General features: G+C 73.1%; 20 protein-coding genes. 6 read left to right on the forward strand and 14 right to left on the reverse strand.

The window, feature by feature from the left end:
* Nucleotides 1-32: 32 nt before the first annotated feature.
* The 7 genes from J5X75_RS15370 to J5X75_RS15400 all read right to left on the reverse strand — a co-directional run bounded on the left by J5X75_RS15370 (nt 33) and on the right by J5X75_RS15400 (nt 7213).
* Complete coding sequence (locus J5X75_RS15370) at nt 33-557, reverse strand: hypothetical protein (protein ID WP_208468078.1); 525 nt, start codon at nt 555-557, stop codon at nt 33-35.
* 7 nt (nt 558-564) lie between these two features.
* On the reverse strand, nt 565-1767 hold the full coding sequence (locus J5X75_RS15375; RefSeq protein ID WP_208468079.1) for an ABC transporter permease: 1203 nt from the start codon (nt 1765-1767) through the stop codon (nt 565-567).
* On the reverse strand, nt 1764-2528 hold the full coding sequence (locus J5X75_RS15380) for an ABC transporter ATP-binding protein (RefSeq protein ID WP_208468080.1): 765 nt from the start codon (nt 2526-2528) through the stop codon (nt 1764-1766). The genes J5X75_RS15375 and J5X75_RS15380 overlap by 4 nt, the downstream gene beginning before the upstream one ends.
* Nucleotides 2525-3727: an efflux RND transporter periplasmic adaptor subunit gene (locus tag J5X75_RS15385; protein ID WP_208468081.1), complete on the reverse strand. Its 1203-nt coding sequence runs from the start codon at nt 3725-3727 to the stop codon at nt 2525-2527. The genes J5X75_RS15380 and J5X75_RS15385 overlap by 4 nt, the downstream gene beginning before the upstream one ends.
* A 66-nt stretch (nt 3728-3793) precedes the next feature.
* A complete protein-coding gene (locus J5X75_RS15390; protein WP_208468082.1) occupies nt 3794-5239 on the reverse strand; it encodes a sensor histidine kinase in 1446 nt (481 codons plus the stop codon).
* Entirely contained in the window at nt 5236-5958 is a 723-nt protein-coding gene (locus J5X75_RS15395; RefSeq protein WP_208468083.1) for a response regulator transcription factor, read from the reverse strand. The genes J5X75_RS15390 and J5X75_RS15395 overlap by 4 nt, the downstream gene beginning before the upstream one ends.
* Before the next feature lie 79 nt (nt 5959-6037).
* Nucleotides 6038-7213, reverse strand: coding sequence for an efflux RND transporter periplasmic adaptor subunit (locus tag J5X75_RS15400; RefSeq protein WP_208468084.1), 1176 nt, complete (start codon nt 7211-7213; stop codon nt 6038-6040).
* Nucleotides 7214-7391: 178 nt separating this feature from the next.
* On the opposite strand from J5X75_RS15400, the gene J5X75_RS15405 reads away from it, so the two are divergent.
* Nucleotides 7392-7991, forward strand: coding sequence for a hypothetical protein (locus J5X75_RS15405; RefSeq protein WP_307798097.1), 600 nt, complete (start codon nt 7392-7394; stop codon nt 7989-7991).
* Between the two features lie 210 nt (nt 7992-8201).
* Here the strand turns inward: J5X75_RS15405 and J5X75_RS15410 are convergent, their stop codons facing one another.
* On the reverse strand, nt 8202-9227 hold the full coding sequence (locus J5X75_RS15410; protein WP_208468085.1) for a LacI family DNA-binding transcriptional regulator: 1026 nt from the start codon (nt 9225-9227) through the stop codon (nt 8202-8204).
* A 73-nt stretch (nt 9228-9300) separates the two neighbouring features.
* On the opposite strand from J5X75_RS15410, the gene J5X75_RS15415 reads away from it, so the two are divergent.
* Nucleotides 9301-10527: an MFS transporter gene (locus tag J5X75_RS15415; RefSeq protein ID WP_208468086.1), complete on the forward strand. Its 1227-nt coding sequence runs from the start codon at nt 9301-9303 to the stop codon at nt 10525-10527.
* A gap of 610 nt (nt 10528-11137) precedes the next feature.
* On the opposite strand, the gene J5X75_RS15420 is transcribed toward J5X75_RS15415, so the two are convergent.
* The 3 genes from J5X75_RS15420 to J5X75_RS15430 all read right to left on the reverse strand — a co-directional run bounded on the left by J5X75_RS15420 (nt 11138) and on the right by J5X75_RS15430 (nt 13936).
* The gene (locus tag J5X75_RS15420) at nt 11138-11320 is read right to left on the reverse strand and encodes a hypothetical protein (protein WP_208468087.1); all 183 of its coding nucleotides are present in this window, start codon (nt 11318-11320) and stop codon (nt 11138-11140) included.
* 381 nt (nt 11321-11701) lie between these two features.
* The gene (locus J5X75_RS15425) at nt 11702-12997 is read right to left on the reverse strand and encodes a hypothetical protein (protein ID WP_208468088.1); all 1296 of its coding nucleotides are present in this window, start codon (nt 12995-12997) and stop codon (nt 11702-11704) included.
* Between the two features lie 54 nt (nt 12998-13051).
* A complete protein-coding gene (locus tag J5X75_RS15430; protein WP_372450885.1) occupies nt 13052-13936 on the reverse strand; it encodes an alpha/beta hydrolase family protein in 885 nt (294 codons plus the stop codon).
* Between the two features lie 171 nt (nt 13937-14107).
* Here J5X75_RS15430 and J5X75_RS45450 point away from each other — a divergent pair, with 171 nt between their 5' ends.
* Nucleotides 14108-16789, forward strand: coding sequence for a helix-turn-helix transcriptional regulator (locus tag J5X75_RS45450; RefSeq protein WP_208468089.1), 2682 nt, complete (start codon nt 14108-14110; stop codon nt 16787-16789).
* A 27-nt stretch (nt 16790-16816) separates the two neighbouring features.
* Here J5X75_RS45450 and J5X75_RS15440 read toward each other — a convergent pair whose 3' ends face one another.
* From J5X75_RS15440 to J5X75_RS15450, 3 genes are read right to left on the reverse strand one after another with little or no spacing between them, the layout of a single operon-like run.
* Nucleotides 16817-17383 carry a histidine phosphatase family protein gene (locus J5X75_RS15440; RefSeq protein WP_208468090.1) on the reverse strand — a complete coding sequence of 189 codons (567 nt, stop codon included), beginning with the start codon at nt 17381-17383 and terminating at the stop codon, nt 16817-16819.
* 10 nt (nt 17384-17393) lie between these two features.
* Complete coding sequence (locus J5X75_RS15445; RefSeq protein WP_208468091.1) at nt 17394-17630, reverse strand: hypothetical protein; 237 nt, start codon at nt 17628-17630, stop codon at nt 17394-17396.
* Nucleotides 17631-17678: 48 nt separating this feature from the next.
* On the reverse strand, nt 17679-17954 hold the full coding sequence (locus J5X75_RS15450; protein ID WP_208468092.1) for a hypothetical protein: 276 nt from the start codon (nt 17952-17954) through the stop codon (nt 17679-17681).
* Nucleotides 17955-18179: 225 nt separating this feature from the next.
* Here J5X75_RS15450 and J5X75_RS15455 point away from each other — a divergent pair, with 225 nt between their 5' ends.
* The 3 genes from J5X75_RS15455 (at nt 18180) to J5X75_RS15465 (ending at nt 19725) form a co-directional block, all read left to right on the forward strand.
* Nucleotides 18180-18620, forward strand: a complete 441-nt coding sequence (locus J5X75_RS15455; protein WP_208468093.1) for a universal stress protein — start codon at nt 18180-18182, stop codon at nt 18618-18620.
* 197 nt (nt 18621-18817) lie between these two features.
* Nucleotides 18818-19402: a DoxX family membrane protein gene (locus J5X75_RS15460; protein WP_208468094.1), complete on the forward strand. Its 585-nt coding sequence runs from the start codon at nt 18818-18820 to the stop codon at nt 19400-19402.
* Between the two features lie 134 nt (nt 19403-19536).
* Nucleotides 19537-19725 (forward strand): DUF1918 domain-containing protein, encoded by a 189-nt coding sequence (locus J5X75_RS15465; RefSeq protein WP_208468095.1) that lies wholly within the window; start codon nt 19537-19539, stop codon nt 19723-19725.
* Nucleotides 19726-19798: the final 73 nt, after the last annotated feature.

Here is a 19798-nt window from a genome sequence, read left to right on the forward strand (position 1 = left end):
ATCCGTTCACACCGTCATCAATATGTTCAAGTTCACTCGGCCGCGGTGACCGATTTCGCGGTCACCGTGCCGTCGTCGGCGGTCGTGCCCTGGACGGTCACCGACTGCCCGGCCTTGACGTCGCTCAGCTTGCCCTTGCTGGCCGTACTGATCGTCGTCGAACCGTCGGTCCGGACCGTGACCACCGTCCCGTCCTCGGTCTCCACGTAGATGGTCTTGCCGTTGACCAGCTTGACCTTGCCCGTCGTGCCGCTGCTCGCCGCCGCGCTCGTGGTGCTCTGCGGCTGTTGACCGAGCCCGCCGCCGGGGAAGCCACCACCGCGCATTCCACCGCCGCCGCCGGGGAGGCCGCCGGCCGTGCCCGCCGACGACGGACCCCACTGCTTCTGGGCCTGCACCCCGCCGAGGAAACCACCCATCAGCAGCGCCGCCACCCCGAGGCCGACGGTGGCCCTGTTCCACCACTTCCGGGGCGCCGCGGCGGCCAGCTCCGCGGAGAGGCCCTCGTTGCCGGGGACCCGCGGAATGACCGCGGTCTCGTCGTTCATCGTCGTCATGGGGTCCTCACTCGTAGCGCAGCGCGTCGATGGGACGCAGGCGGGCGGCGCGGGCGGCGGGCAGCCCGCCGAAGAACAGCCCGATCGCGATGGAGACGCCTACGGCGTACCCGATCGAACTGGGCACGATCACCGGTTTCACCCCGACGATCGAGAACTGGGAGCCGATCAGCGCGGCGGCCACGCCGAGGGCGCCGCCGAGCACGCTCAACAGGCTCGCCTCGATCAGGAACTGGGTGAGGATCACCCGCCGGGGCGCGCCGAGCGCCTTGCGGATGCCGATCTCCCGGGTCCGCTCGGTGACCGTCACCAGCATGATGTTGGTGATGCCGATGCCGCCGACCAGCAGGCTGATCGCGGCCACCGCCCCGAGCAGGGTGGTGAACGTGGCGGCGGTCTGGCTCTGCGTCTCCAGCAGCGACGACGCGTTCTGGATCCGGTACGGCGTGCTGGTCGACGACGGGTCCACGTCCAGTTTCTGGTTGAGGATCGTGGCGACCTGCCCCTGTACGGCGTCCACCCTGTCCGGATCGGCCGCCTCCACGATGATCGAGGTCAGCGCGCCGTACCCGGTGAGCACCTGCTGCACCGCGGTGAGCGGGGCGACCGCCCGGTCGTTGGCGTCGTCGAAACCGGTGGAACTCTTGTCCGCCAGCACCCCGACGATGGTGAACAGCGCCCCGCCGACGGTGACCTGCTTGCCGATCGGGTCGACCCCGGGGAAGAGCTCCTCGGCGACGGTCTTGCCGATCACCACGACCCGCCGGCCCTGGGCGACGTCGTCATCGGTGAAGGCCGAGCCGCGTTCGACCGGGGTGGTGGAGGCGGTGAACCAGGCCGGGGTGGTGCCGACGAAGGTGGCCACCGAGTGGTCGGTGCCCTCGTACGTCATGGTCGCCGACGACGAGCTGACCACCGGCGACACCGACTTGACGTCCGGCGCCATCTGTTCGTCGACGAGCGCGTCGGCCATGTCCTTGGTCAGCGACGTGCTGCTGGACCCGCCGCGGCCGGTGCTCATCACGGTGATCGTGTTGGTGCCCAGCGCCTCGATCCGGTCGCTGATCGCCTTGGCCGAGCCGTTGCCGACCGCGACCAGCAGGATCACCGCGGCGACACCGATCAGGATGCCGAGCATGGTGAGCGCGGAGCGCAGCTTGTTGGCGCTCAGGCCGCGCAGGGAGAAGCGGATGACCTCGAAGAAGTTCATCGCGTGTGCCGCCCGGCCACCATCGCCCGGCCGTGCGCCACCCGGGCGGCGCCGACCGGGGGCAGGTGCAGCGGGGACTGCCGCGCGTCGGTGACGATGCCACCGTCGACCAGGCGGATCAGCCGCTTGGCGCGGTCGCCGACCTCCTTCTCGTGCGTGATGATCACGATGGTCCGGCCGGCCGCGCTCAGGTCGTCGAAGACCTGGAGCACGTCGTCGGTGGACTTCGAGTCCAGGTTGCCGGTCGGCTCGTCGGCGAGCAGCAGGGCCGGCTCGGTGACCAGGGCCCGGGCCACCGCGACACGCTGCTGCTGGCCGCCGGAGAGCTGGTTCGGCTCGTGGCCGGCCCGGTCCGCGAGCCCGACCACGTCGAGTGCCGCCATGGCCCGGCGGCGGCGCTCCTTCGGCTTGACCCCGGCGTACGCCAGCGGCAGCTCCACATTGGCCACCGCGCTGGTCCGCGGGATCAGGTTGAACGCCTGGAAGATGAAACCGATCAGGCGGTTCCGGGCCAGTGCCAGCTGGCCGTCGGAGAGCCGGCTGACGTCGACGCCGTCCAGCAGATACCGCCCCGAGCTGGGGGTGTCCAGCGCGCCCAGGATGTTCATCAGGGTCGACTTGCCGGAGCCGGACGAGCCCATGATCGCCACGTAGTCGCCGCGCTCGACGGTGAGGGAGACCCCGCGCAGCGCGTGCACGGTCGCCTCACCCTGACCGTAGATCTTCTTCAGGTCGGTGACCTCCAGGACCGGCCGGCTCACTGCGGCCTCCCGCCGCCACCCTGAGGACCGCCGCCGCCACCGGTGAAGCCGCCGCCACCGAAGCCGCTGCCGCCGCCCGGGAAGCCGCCGCCCTGCTGGCCGCCGCTGGTGCTGGTCGAGGTGGTCTTGACGACGACCTGCTCGCCGGCGGTCAGACCGGAGGTGATCTCGGTGGCCGCGTCGCCCTCCAGGCCGATCTCCACCGACCGGGTCTCCTGGGCGCCGTTGGCGACCACCGTGACGGTGTGCCGGTTGCCGACCGTGGTGATCGCGGCCGCGTTGACCAGCACGACGTTCTCCTTGGAGCCGGTGGTGACCGACACCGAGACGGTCTGGCCGACCTTCGCGCCGGACGGCACCTTGTCCAGGGTCAGCGTCACGCCGTAGGTGACCACGCTGTTCGCGGTGGTGGCCGACGGGTCGATGGCCGCGACCCTGGCGCTCTGCGAGACGCCGCTGAGCGCGTTCCAGGTGACCGTGGCGACCTGCTTCTCCCTGAGGCTCGTCGCGTCCGCCTCGGCGAAGCTCGCCGCGACCTGCATCCTGGTGAGGTCGGCGATCTCGATGAACCCGCTCGACGACGTGGACGACGAGCTGCTGGAGCCGCCGCCCGGCGAGCCGCCACCGGAGGAGCCGCTGGAAGAGGACGAGCTGCCGGAGGCCGAACCGCCGAGCGTGCCGTTGACGGCGGTGACCGTGCCGGCCATCGGGGCGGTCAGCACCGTTCCGTCGACGCCGGCCTCGGCCTCGTCGACGGCCAGGTTCGCCGCGGTGACCTGGTTGGCGGCCTCGGTGGTGTCCGAGCCGGCGACCTCGGCCCGGTCCAGGGAGTCCTGGGCCGCGTCCAGGTCGGCCTCGGCGGCGTCCAGGACGCGCTGCGCGGCGGCCGGGTCCACCTTGGCCAGCACCTGGCCCTTCTTGACCTTGTCACCGACCTTCACGCTGATCGCGGTGACCGTGCCACTGGTCTCGAACGTGGCACTCGCGGTGCTGGCGCTCTCCAGGGTCCCGTCCGCGGTCGCGGACTTGGTGACCGTGCCCTGCTGGACGGTGACCGTGCGCTCGGCGGCCGTCGCGGCCGTACCCCCGTCGTCGGTTCCGGAGAATGTCTCGTACACCGTCCAGGCCCCGGCGACGAGCACGACGCCGATGACGGCGTTGACCACCAACGACGGGTGGCGGCTCAGGCGTACCTTCATGGCTGCACACTCTGCGGGCGTGGGCTATGAGGAGCTTCGGCGCAACCTGGGAGCCAGCTCAAAACCTCACGCCGCGTCACCGACCGCCGGGAGCTCCACCCGGAAGGTGGCCCCGCCGCCCGGCGTCTCGCGGTAGTCCACCGCACCGCCGTGCCCCGCCACGATCGCCGCCACGATCGCCAGGCCCAGCCCGGAACCGCCGCCCATGGAGCGGGAACGGCTGGAGTCGGCCCGGTAGAGCCGCTCGAAGATACGGTCGGCGTGCTCCGGCGGCACCCCCGGCCCGTTGTCGCACACCTCCAGGACCGCCACCCGGAAGCCGTCCTCCGAAGTGGCCAGTCCGACACGTACCGTGACGATGGTTTCGGGCGGGGTGTGGTGGAGCGCGTTGGCCACCAGGTTGGTGACCACCTGCCGCAGCCCGTGGTCGTCGCCCAGCACGGTGGGCGGCTCGAAGGTGTCCTCGTCGTCGCTGAGCCCGGCCAGCAGCACCTGCCGGTCCGGCATGCGGGCATGCGCGTCCCGGATGGTGTCGGCGGCGATCTCCAGCAGGTCCACCGGGCGCAGGTCCAGGGTGCGCTGCTGGTCCATCCGGGCCAGCCGGAGCAGGTCCTCGACCAGCACCGTCATCCGGGCCGACTCGGCCTCGATCCGGGCGAGCGTCTCGTCCAACTGCGGGCCGGGCGGCGCCCCGCCCCGCCGGTACAGCTCGGCCCAGCCGCGGATCGAGGTGAGCGGGGTGCGCAGCTCGTGCGAGGCGTCCGCGACGAACTGGCGCAGCCGCTGCTCCGAGGCGGTACGCGCGCTGACCTCGCCCTCGATCCGGGTGAGCATGGCGTTCAGGGCCAGGCCGAGACGGCCCGGCTCGGTGTGCGGATCGGTGTCCGGGATCCGGCCGGAAAGGTTGCCGCCGGAGATGTCCGCGGCCACCGCCTCCATCTCGGTGAGCGGCCGCAACCCGATCCGCACCACGAACGCGGCCCCCAGCCCGAGCACCGTCAGCACCAGCAGCATCACCCCGGCGTCGATCAGCATCAACTGCTGCGTGAGCTGCTCGACCTCCAGCATCGAGGAGCCGATCAGCACGTACCCACCGGTGTCGCCGGCCGGGACGGCCATCACCCGCCAGTCCGAGCCGGCGTCCGTCGAGACGGTGTACGGCCGTCCGGTGGCGGCCCGCTCGGCGACCTCCGCGAACGGCGCCACCGCGGGGCGCTTCTCGTCGGCGGGGGTGCTGTTGGCGGTGTCCAGGGTCCCGTCGGCGGCGTAGAAGTACATGATCTGGTCCGGGCCGAGGCCACGGAACCGGCCGGGGCGGGGCCCGAAGCGCAGCGGGTTGGCGTCGGCGAGCGGCCGGCTGATGCCGATCAGCTGCTCGTCGATCCGGTCCTGCTGGTACTCGCGGATCAGCAGCAGGCCGGTGATGTTGGCGACCACCACGGCGATCGCGGACAGCACGCCGACGACCAGGACCAGCCTGGATTTGAGAGTCCAGTAGCGCCAGGGAGTCACTCGTCGCCGCGGGGCAGCCGCAGGGCGTACCCCACGCCCCGCACGGTGTGGATCAGCGGAGGATCGCTCCGATCGATCTTCCGCCGCAGGTAGTAGACGTAGGACTCCACGATGCGGCCGTCGCCCCCGAAGTCGTACTTCCACACCCGGTCCAGGATCTGCGCCTTGCTGACCACCCGGCCCGCGTTGATCAGCAGGTAGCGCAGCAGGTTGAACTCGGTCGGGGACAGCTCGACCAGCCGGCCCGCCCGCCGCACCTCGTGGGCGTCCTCGTCCATCTCCAGGTCCGCGTACCGCAGCACGCCGGTGTCCTCCTGCGGTTCCTCCGGCTGGCTGCGGCGCAGGATCGCGCGTATCCGTAGCACGACCTCCTCGAGACTGAACGGCTTGGTGACGTAGTCGTCCGCGCCGGCTGACAGCCCCAGAATGCGGTCCTCCACCGCGTCCCTGGCGGTCAGGAACAGGACCGGGACCCGATGGCCGGCGGCCCGCAGCCGCTGGGCCACCTCGATCCCGTCCACGTCCGGAAGCATCACGTCGAGGACGATCAGATCCGGCTCGAACTCCTGCACCGCGATCAGGGCGGCGTTACCCGACTCGGCCACCCGCACGTCGAAGGCGACCAGCCGCAACGTCGCGCTGAGCAGCGCGGAGATGTTCGGCTCGTCGTCGACGACCAGGACACGGGCGGGCCGTGCCGCGGGGTCGAGCGTGGTCACGGAACCTCGGGTATCGGAAAGCACCGCCTAGAACTATCAGCGTTTTCTTTGAAGAACCTATGAGCGGGAAGGGAGGAACCTACCAGGAACGGGCCACCGGGTCGCCCGCGGCGAGACCGGACACGATCTCCGTGAACTGGTCGCCGCGCAGACCCAGCCTCACCTGCGTGGCGGCCCCGCCCTTGAGCACGGTGCCGTTCTCCCCCGACACATCGTGCACCGCGGTACTGGGCACCCGCAGCACATCGTCCTTGCTGCCGGTGGTCACCCGTACGTTGGCGCTCTGCCCGATCAGCAGCTCGTCCGGGGCGTCGTCGAAGGAGAGCACGACGCCGAAGCGGGTGAGCGTGCCGTCGCTGGTGCCGACCGGGTCGACCTGCACCACCGTCGCGTCGAACGTCTCGCCGGCCCGGTCGGCGAGAGTGATCACCGCCTTCTGGCCCACCGCCAGGCGGTCCGCGTCGGCCTCCGGGAAGTCGGCGCTGATCTGCATGTCGTAGACGTCGGCCAGGGTGATGAAAGTGGAACCGGACGTGGCGCCGCTGCCCACCTTGCCGCCCACCGAGATGATCTTCCCGGCGATCGGGGCGGTGATGGTGGCGCCGTCCCGCGCCTCCTCGGCCTTCTCCAGGGTCACCTCGGCGGCGTTCACCCGCTGCTGGGCGCTCAGGATCGCGTCGCCGCCCGAGTCACCGCCCCGGGAGGTGGAGGAGGAGCAGGTCTTCGTACCGGTGGGGCTCGGTTTCGAGGTCTTGGTCCTGGTCGGCGTGGGTGACGTGGTCGCGGTGGCCGACGGGGAAGCCGAGGCCGAAGGCGAGGCGGAGGCGGTGGTGTAGGCCGCGGCCACGTCGCAGCCGGTGGACGACGACGTGGACGACGCCTTGGTCAGCGCCTCCCGCGCGTCGTCGAGCGCCTCCTGCGCGTCGTCGACCGCCTCCACCGCGTCCGTGTCGTCGACCGTCGCCAGCACCTGACCGGCGGTCACCGTCGTGCCGGCCCGCACCTTGACCGTCTCCACCGTGCCCGACACCGCGAACGACAGGCTGCGCGTCTGCGCCGCCTGCAACGTGCCGGTGGTGGCGACCTCGGTGGTCACCGCACCCTTGTCCACCTCGACGGTCTCGGCCGCCTTCGACTCCTCCGGCGCGGCGCCGGCCGTCAGCGCCCGCACCACGCCGAAGGCGACGAGCGCGAGCACGACGACCGCCGCGCCGAGCCGGATCAAACGCCGGCGACCGGCCAGTGCAACACCCATGGTCGCCGAGTGTGACCACCGGTCCTCGCCGCGGGCTCGGTCCTACCTGGGAATTCGCTCGGAGGCCGCGTCGTTCCGGGCGTTCTTAGGCAACTCCTAGGATCGTCCGACCTTCCGCACAGGTGCGGCCGCTTTTCTTCACACGTTCCCGCCCGTCGACATCTCATTAAGGAGTCCGGTGATCAGTTCGAAGCGCGCCGCGGCCATCTTCGCGGTCTCGGTGGCCATGCTGTTCACGGCGGCCTGCGGCGGCTCGGAAGAGGCGAGCACCGACAGCGGCACCACCGGGCAGAACGGTGGCGGCGACAACGCGTTCGCCGCGTACATCAGCTGCCTGAACGAGAACGGCGTCACCGTCACGATGCCGTCCGGCGGCCCCGGCGGCGGTGGCGCTCGCCCGTCCGGCGCACCCGACGGCGTCCGCCCCTCCGGCGCACCCGACGGCATCCGCCCGTCCGGTCAGCCGCGGCCCTCCGGCAGCGCCGGCCAGCGCGGCGGCGGATTCCCCGGCGGTGGCGGCTTCGGCTTCGGCAAGCCCGACGGCGTCGACGACGCGACCTGGCAGAAGGCCCAGGAGGCGTGCGCGTCGGTCCGCCCCAGCATGGGCGGCGGCCGCGGCAACCCCGGCGGTGGCACCCCGGGCGGCGGCAACGCGAACGCCGCCTACGAGAACTGTCTCAAGGAGAACGGCGTCACCGACCCGGCCAAGGTCGACACCACCGACGCCACCGCGAAGAAGGCCGTCGAGACCTGCTCGGTGCTCAAGCCCACCTCCTGAACCCCGGGACCACCGTGCCGGCGTCGCCGCCGTCCCCCCGTCGTTGCGGCGCCGGCACGGTCACCACCGGGTCGCTCCTTTTCAGACCCGTTTCCCGTACGCGCAGAGCCGTCCCGCAGAATCCTCCCCGTCCCGGAAGCTCACGCGAGCCAGGCGACACTCCCGCCTTTGCCGCGCCCGCCGGGCTGAGCTCGGTGGTCCGGCCGGTCGTCAGGGCTGTCTCGATGCACCGGCAGCCGGCCGGGGTGCGCCCGTCGTGCCGCGGACCATCAGGCGGGGTGGGACGACCATCTCGCGGGGGCCGGCCGGCGTACCCTCGATCCGGGCGACCGCCCGCTCGATCGCGCCCGCCGCCATGGTGTCGATGTCCTGGCCGACGGTGGTCAGGTCGATGTGCGCGAGCCGGCTCAGGCCGGTGTCGTCGTAACCCACCACGCTGATGTCGCCGGGCACGCTGAGCCCGTGCCGGCGCAGGACGTCGAGCAGCCCGGTCGCGCTCAGGTCGTTGAAGACGGTCACCGCGGTCGGCGGGTCCACCAGCAGGCGCTCCGCGGCCCGGGCGCCGTCCTCCTCCCCCGCCCCGCCGGACACCACCCGGATGTGCTCGGCCAGCCCGTGCCGCCGCATCGCCTCCTGGTAGCCGGCCCGCCGCTCGGCCGACCCGTGCCACTGCCCGCCGTCGACGTGCGCGATCCGCCGGTGCCCGAGCCCGACCAGATGATCGACGGCCTGGTGGGAGCCGAGCGCGTCGTCGTTGTGCACCACGTCGACGTCGCGCCGCCGGGCCGCGCGCATCATCGCCACCACCGGGAGGCGGGCCGCGATCGACGCCAGCTCGGAGGCCCGCAACTGGCCGCCGAACAGCACCAGCGCCTCGCAGCGGTCCTGCAACAGGTCGCCGATGGCCGTACGCTCGCCGCGCCGTGGTGTCACCGCGCTCAGGGTGAGTTGATAGCCGGCCTTGCCGGCCGCGTCGTAGAGCCCGGTGAGCAGGTCGTGATGGAACGGGTGCCGCACGTCGAAGACCACCCCGAGCAGCCGGCTGCGACCGCTGCGCAACAGCCGGGCCCGGCTGTCCGGCTGGTATCCGAGCCGGCGTGCCACCTCCAGCACCCGCTCCCGGGTGGCGGCCCCGGCTCCGGGCGCGCCGCGCATCACGATCGACACCAGTGCCACCGACACCCCGGCCTCGGCCGCGACGTCGGCGAGGGTAGTCCGCCGCTCCGCTGACTGCATGGCGGCATCCTACGTTGTGATCACTAGAACGTTCTATTCGCCGATGAACTAGAACGTTCTAGAGTCTCCGGACGTGGAGACACTGACCGCCGGCCGCCGCTGGGCGGCCCTGCTCGCCCTGTCCCTGGGCGGCTTCGGGCTCGGCCTGACCGAATTCGTGGCCATGGGACTGCTACCCGACATGGCTCGCGACCTGCTGCCCGAGTCGTACGCCGCCTCGGTCCCGGACGCACTGGCCCACACCGGCTGGATGATCACGATCTACGCGCTCGGCGTCGTCGTGGGCGCACCGACGATCGCCGTGATCACCGCCCGGCAGCCCCGCCGGCGGCTGGTGCTCGGCCTGCTCGCCGTCTTCGTCGTCTTCACCACGGCGTCCGCGCTCGCACCCACCTTCGAACTGGTCCTGGCCGCCCGTTTCGGCGCGGCCCTGGCACACGGCGCCTACTTCGGCGCGGCCGGGCTCCTGGCCGCCGCCATCCTGGGACCCGGCAACCAGGGACGCGGCGTCTCCATCGTGATCGGCGGGCTGACCGCGGCCAACCTCGCCGGCGTCCCGCTGATCACCGTGCTCGGGCAGAACCACGGTTGGCGGGCCGCGTACCTCGCCGTCGCCGCCGTCTTCGCCCTCAGCCTGCTCGCCGTCCTGGCCACCGTGCCCACCGTGGCGGCCGCCCCCGGCGGCTCGCCCCGCGCCGAGCTGCGCGCCTTCCGCAACCCGCAGGTGTGGCTGGTGGCCGCGGCCGTCGCCGTCGGCACCAGCGGCTTCTTCGCGGTGAACAGCTACGTCGCGCCGATCACCACACACGTGGCCGGCCTGTCCGAGGCGGCCGTCCCGTGGGTGCTCGCCGCCATGGGCCTGGGCATGACGGTCGGCATCGCCCTCGGCGGGGTGGCCGCCGACCGCGACCTGCGGCGCGCCGTCCTGATCGGGTTCGCCGGCCTGATCGGCTCGGTCACCATGTTCGGCCTGACCGCGGTCCACCCGGCCGGCCTGTTCCCGGCCGCCTTCCTGGTCGGCGCGGCCAGCCTCTTCATCGTCCCGGCGCTGCAGTCCCGCCTCATCGCGGTGGCCCCGGGCGCCCAGCTGATGGGCGCCGCGGTCAACCAGTCCGCCCTGAACATCGCCAACGCCACCGGGGCCGCCCTCGGCGGCGCCGTGATCGTCGCGGGCTGGGGCTACCTGGCATCCGCGTGGCTGGGCGTGGCCCTCTCCTTGACCGGCCTGCTCCTGACCCTGCTCAGCTTCCGCCTCGACACCCGCACCCCAACCCCGGCCCCCACCCCGGTCCCCGCCTGACCCCTCCCAAACGCACCCCGCACCCCCACCAAACGCATCCCCGCACCCCAGCCGAACGCACCCCCGCATCACCGCCACTGCATCCGGCACCACCGCACCACCGCCAACCGCACCCGGCACCACCGCCAAACGCACCCGGCACCACCGCCAAACGCACCTCCGCACCACCCCCCAGACACTCCGCACCACCACAAAACGCCCCCGCACCACCCCCAAACGCACCATCGCCAAGCCGGCCTCGCCGCCGACAACCGCCCTCCACCGCCCTCATACTCATGGCGCTCAACGCTCCTCCACCACCAAACCAGCCGATCTTGGACGATCACCCACCGATTCCGGTGGCAAAACGTCCAAGATCGCCGATGGAAGCAACGCGATGAGCGCTAGCCACCCAAACCGCCGAGATCTTGGACGATCACCCACCAATTCCGGTGGAAATTCGTCCAAGATCGCGGATGGCAGCAACGCGATGGGAACCGCCATCCAAACGGGCGCGATCTTGGACGATCGCCCACCGAATACGGTGGGAAAGCGTCCAAGATCGGCGGCGGAACCCGTGGCACGAGGGCGGAGGCAGCGCGGACCTGGGAGCCGCCGAAGCGGTTGAAGGTCAGAGGTCGGCCTCGACGAGGATGCGGAGGATCTCAGAATGCGGAAGGTTGGGATTGGCGGCCGCCCGCCCGTGGATTTCCGGGTCCGCCAGCAACTCGACGGCCCGCGCCGCGGACATTGGACGATCACCCACCGATTCCGGTGGCAAAACGTCCAAGATCGCCGATGGAAGCAACGCCATGAGGGCCAGCCACCCAAACCGCCGAGATCTTGGACGATCACCCACCGAATTCGGTGGTAATACGTCCAAGAATGCGGACGGCAGCAACGCGATGGGAACCGCCATCCAAACGGGCGCGATCTTGGACGATCGCCCACCGAATACGGTGGGAAAGCGTCCAAGATCGGTGGCGGGGCCCGTGGCACGAGGGCGGAGGCAGCGCGGACGTGGGAGCCGCCGAAGCGGCTGGAGTCAGAGGTCGGCCTCGGCGAGGATGCGGAGGATCTCAGAATGCGGGAGGTTAGGGTTGGCGGCCGCCCGCCCGTGGATCTCCGGGTCCGCCAGCAGCTCCACGACCCGCGCCGCTGACAGTCGCGGGTCGTCGGCCAGGAAGGCCCGGACCTACGGATCGGGGTCTCGGCTGAGCCGGTCGATCAGAGCGGCGGGCGCCTCGGGGTCGCGGCGGGCCCGGGCCCGGGCCCGGCCGGAAGAGGCATCCGCAGGGACAGGCCGACCGGAAGAGGCGTCCGTTGGGGCGGGCCGACCGGAAGAGACGTCCATAGGGACGGGCCCACCGGAAGAGACGTTTGCAGGGACAGGCCGGCCGGAAGAGGCATCCGTAGGGACGGGTCGGCCGGAAGAGGGGGCTGCGAGCGCGGCCAGGCCGGTGCGCGGGAACGCCGGGTGGGCGAGCAGCTCCTCCTCGCCGGTTTCCAGGTAGGTGCGCAGCACCAGCGCACCGGGCACGGCCGCCTGATGTGAGCAGAGCGCCAGCCGCACGAGCGGGTCGCCGTCCTCGGCCAGCAGCGTGATCAGATCGCCGGGCAGGTCCGGATGGCCGGCGGCGGCGCGCCGGAGCAGGGGATGCCGGGAGTGGGCGCAGCGCCGCAGCTCCGAGGGCCCGGCCGCGACCACCCACTCCGGTACGGGAGCGTCCGCCGGATTTGGGTGGTCGATGGCCGCCCGCTCGTCCTCGGTGAGTTCCGGCCGCACCGACACGGCGAGCCGGACCCGCGGTGACGGGTCGGCCGCCAGCCGCCGCACCCATGAGGGCGGCAGTTCGGGGTCGGCGGCGGCCTGTGCCCGGTTCCACGCCGAGTCATCGCGGGCGTAGGCGACGGCCTGGTCGCGGCCCATCGTCGGTTCCTGGAACGGTTTGTGGTCGAGCAGTTCCCGGGCGGCTTCGGCGATCCGGGGGTGCGGGTCCCGGGTGAGCCGGTTCAGCACGTCGGGGGGTGTGCCGGGCAGGAACGTCAGCATGTCCCGTACCCGTTGCTCGGGGTGTTCGGCGAGCCGGCGGTGGACCCGGTGCGGAAGCGGGCCGGCCCAGCGGGTGCGCGGGCCTTCCAGGAGGGCGTGCAGCACGTCGATGTCGAGGTCGCCGGCGAGCCGGGCGCGCTGTTCGCCGGTCGCGCCGGGGCTCTGGGCGAGGGCTTCGCGGACGGCCGGGTCGGGGTGGGTGGCGAGCGCGTCGAAGGCCTCGTCGGCCCATTCCCGGCGGGCGGTGACGTGCCGTGGGCCGACCCGCGGGTCGCCGGCCAGCCGGAGCAGCGTCTCGGTGGGGAGGGCGGGGTTGCACGCCAGAGCACGGAGCCGGTCGCGGACGGGATCGGCGGTCAGGGCGTCCTCCACGGCGGCGGTCGGTGCGGGCGAGCCGCGTGAGCATAATCCGGCGGCCGGGTGGGTGCGTGCGCACATGGGGAAACCCGACAGGAGCGGAGCCGGCGGCTCCGCTCCCGCAGGGTGGGAGGATCAGCCGATCGGGCAGGAGCTGCGGTAGTCGGAGATGGACGTGCTGCTCGGGCCGGGGCAGATGAACTGGTTGTAGCGGGTGTCGTCGTCGACGAACCGTTTGAGCCAGGAGACCATCTGCACCGCGGTCGGCGTGTTGGTGGTCTGCGGGAAGAAGTGGCTGGCGTTGTTGAGCTCGAGGTACGCCTTCTCCGCCGATGCCGGGATGCTGTTGTAGAACGGGATCGAGTGGCTCGACACGGCCGCGATGCTGTCGCTCTCCCCGCCGATGATGAGCGTCGGCACCCGCAGTTCGCTCCACGTCTTGTCGGTGTTCCAGGGCGCCAGCGGCACGGCGGCCTGGAGGGACGGCCGGTCGCTGGCCGCTTCGAGGCTGCCGCCGCCGCCCATCGAGTGCCCGGCGACGGCGAGCCGGCTGGAGTCGACGCGGGTGCGTACCGAGCTGCGCTGGGTCAGGTAGTCGAGCGCGGCCAGCAGCTGGTCGCCGCGGGAGCCGGGCTGGTCGGCGGTGGTGTTCGTCTCGATGCCGATGACCACGAAGCCGTGCGAGGCCAGGCGCGGGCCGAGCCAGGAGATGCTGGACCAGTACGCGGTGAAGCCGGGCGAGATGGCGATCGCCCCGAAGGTGCCGTCGGCGGTCGTGGTCGGGTAGTAGATCTCGCCGCCGCCGAAGCCGGTCGCGGAGAGGCGGGAGACGGAGGTCTGGCTGACGGCGTAGGGCCCGCGGGAGGCCTGGAGCGCGGCCAGTGTGGGGTCGGGGCCCCGCTCGTACGGGTTGTCGGCGGCCTGTGCGGCGGCGGCGCCCGGGCCGGCGACGAGGGCTACCGCGGCGGCCGCGGTGAGCAGTGCGCGGCGGGCCCGGCCGGGAACGGTTCTCTGGTGCACGTCGACTCTCCTAACTGGGGGAATGGATCGACGAGCGTCAGTTTCAGCACCTCGCGGCAGGTCACACATCGGCGAAATCACCTGCGTCGCGTCATCGGCCGGCAACATCCTGGAAATTTCATCAGCCGAAATGGTCTTCCGCGCGGACCCCCGGCACGGAACACTCGCCGCATGTTTGATGCACCGGCAGTGCAGAAAGTTCGGCCGGCCGCGCACACCGAGATCGGCCGCCTCCTGTCCGCCGCCGCGTCCGGCCGGGGCGGCGTCCTCGTCGTCTCCGGCGCCCCCGGCGAGGGACGGTCCACCCTGCTGCGCTCGTTCGCGGCCGAGCCCGGCTGGACGGTTCTCACCGCCTGTGGGCATCCCGACGAGCGCGCGTTCCCGTACGCCGGCCTGCGCGGCCTGATCACCGCGATCGGTGACCGGATCGCCGAGCTCGCCCCCACGCCGCGCGCAGCGCTGGCGCACGCTCTCTGCGGCACCGGCCCCGGCGATCCGGTCACCCTCGGACTCGCCACCCTCTCCCTTCTGCGTACGGCGACGCGCACCCACCCCCTGCTGTGCCTGATCGACGACGCCCACCTGCTGGACCGGCCGTCCTGGCAGGCGCTCACGTTCGCCGCCCGCCGCATCGGCCCGGAGCGGGTCGCCATGGTCTGGTCGTTCCCGGCCGGCGCCGAGCCGCCCGGTCCGCCGGTGCACCGGCTCACCCCGCTGGACCCGGTGGAGTCCCGCGCGATCCTCGCCGGTCACGCCCCCGACCTGGCCGAGGACGTCGCCGGCACGCTGACCGAGCTGGCCGCCGGCAATCCGGCCGCCCTGGTCGACCTGGCCGCCGCCCTCACCCCGCAACAGCGCCGCGGGTACGCCCCGCCGCCGGAGTCACTGCCCCCGGACAGCCCGCTGCGCCGCCGCCTCGCCGCCGAACTCAACGGGTTCCCGCCCCGCACCGTGGCCCTGCTGCACCTGGCCGCGGTCGCGCCGGACGCCTCCCCCGACACTCTCCTGGCGGCCGCCGCGCACGGGGCCGGGCTGGCCGATCTCGCACCGGCCGAGCGGGCCGGGCTGGTCACCGTCACGGCGGCGGGCGTGCGGTTCCGCAGTCCGTTGATGCGCGCGGTGGCGTACGCGGAGATGCCGGCGGCCCGGAGGCGAAGCGCCCACGCCGCGGTGGCCGGGGTTCTCCAGGCGCGTGGCGCGACCCTGCCCGCGCTGCTGCACCGCGCCGCGGCCGCCTCCGGGCCGGACGACCAGCTGGCGCGGGAACTGGCCCGGGCCGCCCACTCGATGGACCCGGCGGTGGCCGCCGAGGCCCGCCGGTACGCCGCGGCGCTCTCCCCCACCCCCGCCGGAAAGGCCGGCCTGCTGCTGGACGCGGCCCGCTCGGCGTGGCTGGCCGGCCGCCCGCACGAGGCCGTGCAGCTGCTCCGCCGGATCCCGCCGGCCGGCGGCGGCGCCCGGGTCCGGGCCCGCGGTCTGACCGCCGAGATGCGCCTGCCGGAGGGCCGGCCGGGCGCCCGCGACGTGCTGCTGGACGTGGCCGCCGAGCTGGCCGAGACCGATCCGGGCACGGCCCTGGAGGCGCTCGCCCTGGCCGGTGAGTCGGCCTGCCGTTCCGGGGAGCAGAGCCGCTACGCGGCGCTGGCCCGCCGGGTCGCCGCCGGGCGGCGCGGTGACGAGCCGCCCGCCGTGGCGCTGGCCTTCCACCATGTCGCCGGGCTGGCGCGGATCGCCGACGGCGACGAGCCGGGCGCCTTCGTGCGGCTGCGGGAGGCGGTGGCGCTGGCCGACCGGGTCGCCGAACCGGGTCCGCTGCTGCGCGCCGCGACCGCCGGCATCCTGGTCGGCGACCCGCGCCGGGCGGGTGCGCTGGCCGGGCGCGCGGCGGTGCTGGCCCGCGAGGCCGGGGCGACCGTGCTGGTTCCGCAGGCGCTGGAGCTGGCCGCGCTGGCCGGGATGGCGGCCGGCGACTATCCGGCGGCGAACGAGGCCGCCCTGGACGGCGCGGCGGTGGCCCGCGGCACCGGGCAGCCGGTCCTGGCCGGCGCCCACCTGGCGGTGCTGGCGGTGCTGGCCGCCCTGGTCGGTGACCGGGAGACCGCGCTGACCCGGATCGCGGCGGTCGGTGAGGGCCCGTCCCGGCCGCTGTGCGAGTGGGCGCTGGCCCTGCTCGACCTGGTCGACGGGCGGTGCCCGGCGGCCGCCGAACGGCTGCTGGCCGTGGTGACCGGACCGCCCGGGCCGGGGTCGGCGCTGCTGCGGGTGGCGGTGGTGCCGCATCTGCTGGAGGCGGCCGCGCAGATCGGCCTGCGGGAGCCGGTGGAGCCGGTCGCGGTGGCCTTCGACCGTTGGTCGGGGCGGACCGGGCAGCCGGGCTGGCTGGCGCTGCGGGACCGGTGCCGGGCGCTGCGGGCCGACGACGGCGAGGCCGCGGCCGGGCATTTCGACGCGGCGCTCGCCCACGACGGGGAGGCCGGCTTCCCGCGGGCGCACACCGAGCTGCTCTACGGCCGGCTGCTGCGCCGGCAGCGGCGGCACGTGGCGGCGCGTACCCATCTGCGGCGGGCCGCCGAGACGTTCCGGCTGATGGATGCCGGGCCGTGGGCGGCGCAGAGCGTACGGGAGCTGCGCGCCGCCGGTGAACGGGTGGCGGCTCCGGCGCCCACCGGCCCGGCGCTGACCGCCCAGCAGGAGCGGATCGCGTCGCTGGTGGCCGGTGGCGCCACCAACCGGGAGGTGGCGCAGGAGCTGCACCTGAGCCCGCGGACGGTGGACCACCATCTGCGCAACGTCTTCGCCCGCCTGGGGGTCCGCTCCCGCACCGAGATGGCGCGCCTGATCACCGCACGCTGACAACCGGCCGGGTCCGGACCGCCGGGGTCAGCGGCCCGCGTTCCAGGAGAGCAGCACCGGGTCGGTGCCGTGCTCGAACCCGAGGACCGAGGTCGTGCCGGTGTCCAGGCGCAGCAGCCCACCGCCGGCCGGCGGCAGCCCGATCCAGCGGGCGCCGGCCACGCGCAGACAGTGCCCGTGTGCCACCAGGGCCACGTCGCCGCCGGCCTCGCGGGCGCGGGCCAGCACCCGGTCCAGCCGCGCGCCGACGTGGGCCGGGGACTCGCCGCCGGGACAGCCGTCGGTCCACAGCGACCACCCCGGCCGCCCGGCCCGGATGTCCGCCGTGGTGACGCCCTCGTACTCGCCGTAGTCCCATTCGGCCAGATCGTCGGCCACCTCGGTCACCGCGAGCCCGGCCAGCTCGGCGGTGCGCAACGCCCGCTGCCGTGGGCTGGCCAGCACCGCGGCGAAACGCCGGCCGGCGATCCGCTCCCCGGCGGCACGTGCCTGCCGCTCGCCCTCCGTGGTCAACGGCAGATCGGTGTACGACGTGTGCCTGCCGTCGGCGCTCCACTCCGTCTGCCCGTGCCGGATCAGGACGATCTCCGCCATCGCGTCCGCCTCACTCCGGCAGCGGCAGCGGATGCCGGCTGTCGTCCCGCTGGGCCAGGCAGGCCATCGCCCGCCGGTACTGCGCCGGGGTCAGGTCACCGCCGAACAACTGCGCCACCAGCAGGCCTTCGGTGCTCTCCGCCCGGGGGATCAGCGGAACCGGGCCCGGCGGCGGGACCGGCCGCGGCCGCCGGGTGACGGCCCAGCAGACGACCATCACGGCGAGCAACAGCACGGGGACGACCATGGGTATCAACCTCCTCGATTCCCGGTGATACCCCGGGAACCCCGGTTCTCATGCCCGGCGGTCGTCCCACGGCACGGCGAGCGGGTGCCGTTCCTCGTCCCGGGCGGCCAGCCGTTCGATGGCCCGTAGGTACTGCGGACGGCTGATGTCGCCGCCGACCAGCTGGGCGGCGAGGACGCCCTCGAGGCAGGTCGGCCTGGCGGTCTCCGCGGGTTCCGCGATCGCGGCGGCCGGTGCCCGGTGTGCCCGGTCGCCCGGTGCGGGCCACAGGGCAAGGATCGCGGCGGCGATCAGACCGAGTGTCGCCACCAGGAGAATCATCATCGGTTACCACCTCCCTACGTGACATCCTCGTCACTCAAAGCAATGATCAGCAGGTGAAGCCCGAAAGATCCGTTTCGACACACCGGGCGCCCCTCCTACGGGAGACGCGTTCACGACGCCGTTCGGTTGCAGCGCAAGGTCCCGGCCCCGAGGGACCGATTCCCCTGACCGGCGCCGGCCGACCGGAGTGGGATGGAGAGGCAGGAACCCACTGAGGAGGCAGTGATGAGCACCGGATATCTGATCGTGGTGGGCGTCGACGGCTCCGAGGGCGGCCGCCGCGCCCTGCGCTGGGCCGCCGCCGAGGCCGCCGCACGCGGTGGCGCCGTACGGGCGGTGACCGCCTGGTCCTGGGACGGGCTCGACTACGGCCCGGCCCCGGCCGAATCCCGCGACGAGGAACGGGAACGCGCCGTCTGGATGATCGACGCCGAGATCCGGGAACTGGTCCGGGAACGCGGTTCGCACCTGCCGGTGACCGGCGAGGCCGTCGAGGGCTCCCCCGCCGAGGTGCTGTCCGCCGCCGCCCGGGGCGCCGACATGCTGGTGCTCGGCAGCCACGGCCACAGCCGGGTGCGGCACACCGTCCTGGGTTCGGTGAGCGAGTCCTGTGTACGCATGGCCTGCTGCCCGGTCGTGGTCATCCCGGTGCCGGCCTCCATCTGACCTGTTCCGCCGGCGACGGGACGCGCCCCCGGGGGGGCGCGTCCCGTTCGCGTCCGGGGTGGCGGACGGCCCCGGCGGGCCGAACGTCCCGAAACGGGCGGGCCCTCCGCGGCCGCGGAACGGGATGTTCGGCACCGGTGGCGACATCGCGGCAGGAGCAGAGTCATAGGTGCAGACAACGTCTCGAGGAGGACCAGATGGCCACCATCGGTCGCGCCACCACAGCCCAGCTGGAACACGTCGAAGCACCCGGCTCGATGCTCACCCACGGCGCCGCGCGGGCGCTGGCGGTCCTCCGCATCGCCACCGGCTTCGTCTTCCTGTGGGCCTTTCTGGACAAGACATTCGGGCTCGGCTACGCGACGCCGGCCGAGCGCGCCTGGATCAACGGCGGATCGCCCACCAAGGGCTTCCTCTCCGGCGTCGAGGTCGGACCGTTCCAGGACTTCTTCCACAGCATCGCCGGCGCCCCCTGGGCCGACGGGATGTTCATGCTGGGCCTGCTCGGGATCGGGGCCGCTCTGATCCTCGGCGTGGGCCTGCGGATCGCCGCCGTCTCGGCCGTCCTGATGATGGCCTTCATGTGGCTGGCCGAGTGGCCGCTCGCCCAGGAGACCGCCGCCGGTGAGGCCACCCGTTCGAGCAACCCGCTGGTCGACTACCACGTCGTCTACGGTGTCGTCGCCGTGGTGCTGGCGCTGGCCTACGCCGGGCACACCTGGGGCCTCGGCCGCTGGTGGGCGAAGCTGCCTTTCGTCCGCGGGAACCGCTGGCTCGTCTGACCCGTCCCGATGCGGGAGCCCGGCCTTCGACGAGGCCGGGCTCCTCGCGCATGTGGTGCCGAATTCCGCCCAACCCGGTGCCCGCGACCCCCGGCGGGTGCATCCTGCTGAGAGGCCAGCGAAGGGAGGCGACGATGATCGCGCACGTGGGTGACCGCATCGTGGTGAAGGGCAAGCACGTCGGCGACGGCAACAAGGCCGGCATCATCACCGAACTGCGGCACCAGGACGGCACACCCCCGTACGAGGTCCGCTGGGACGACGGCCACACCGGCCTGATCTTCCCGGGCCCCGAGACCCATCTGGAGGCCGCCATCCGCTGAACCCACCGCGGTCGGCCGGGTCGTGCTCAGCCGCCGCGCGGGCGGGGCACGGCCGGACCGCGGCCGGCTCCGG

Origin of the sequence: Actinoplanes flavus (assembly GCF_017592555.1) — a bacterium.
Lineage (GTDB): Bacteria > Actinomycetota > Actinomycetes > Mycobacteriales > Micromonosporaceae > Actinoplanes > Actinoplanes flavus.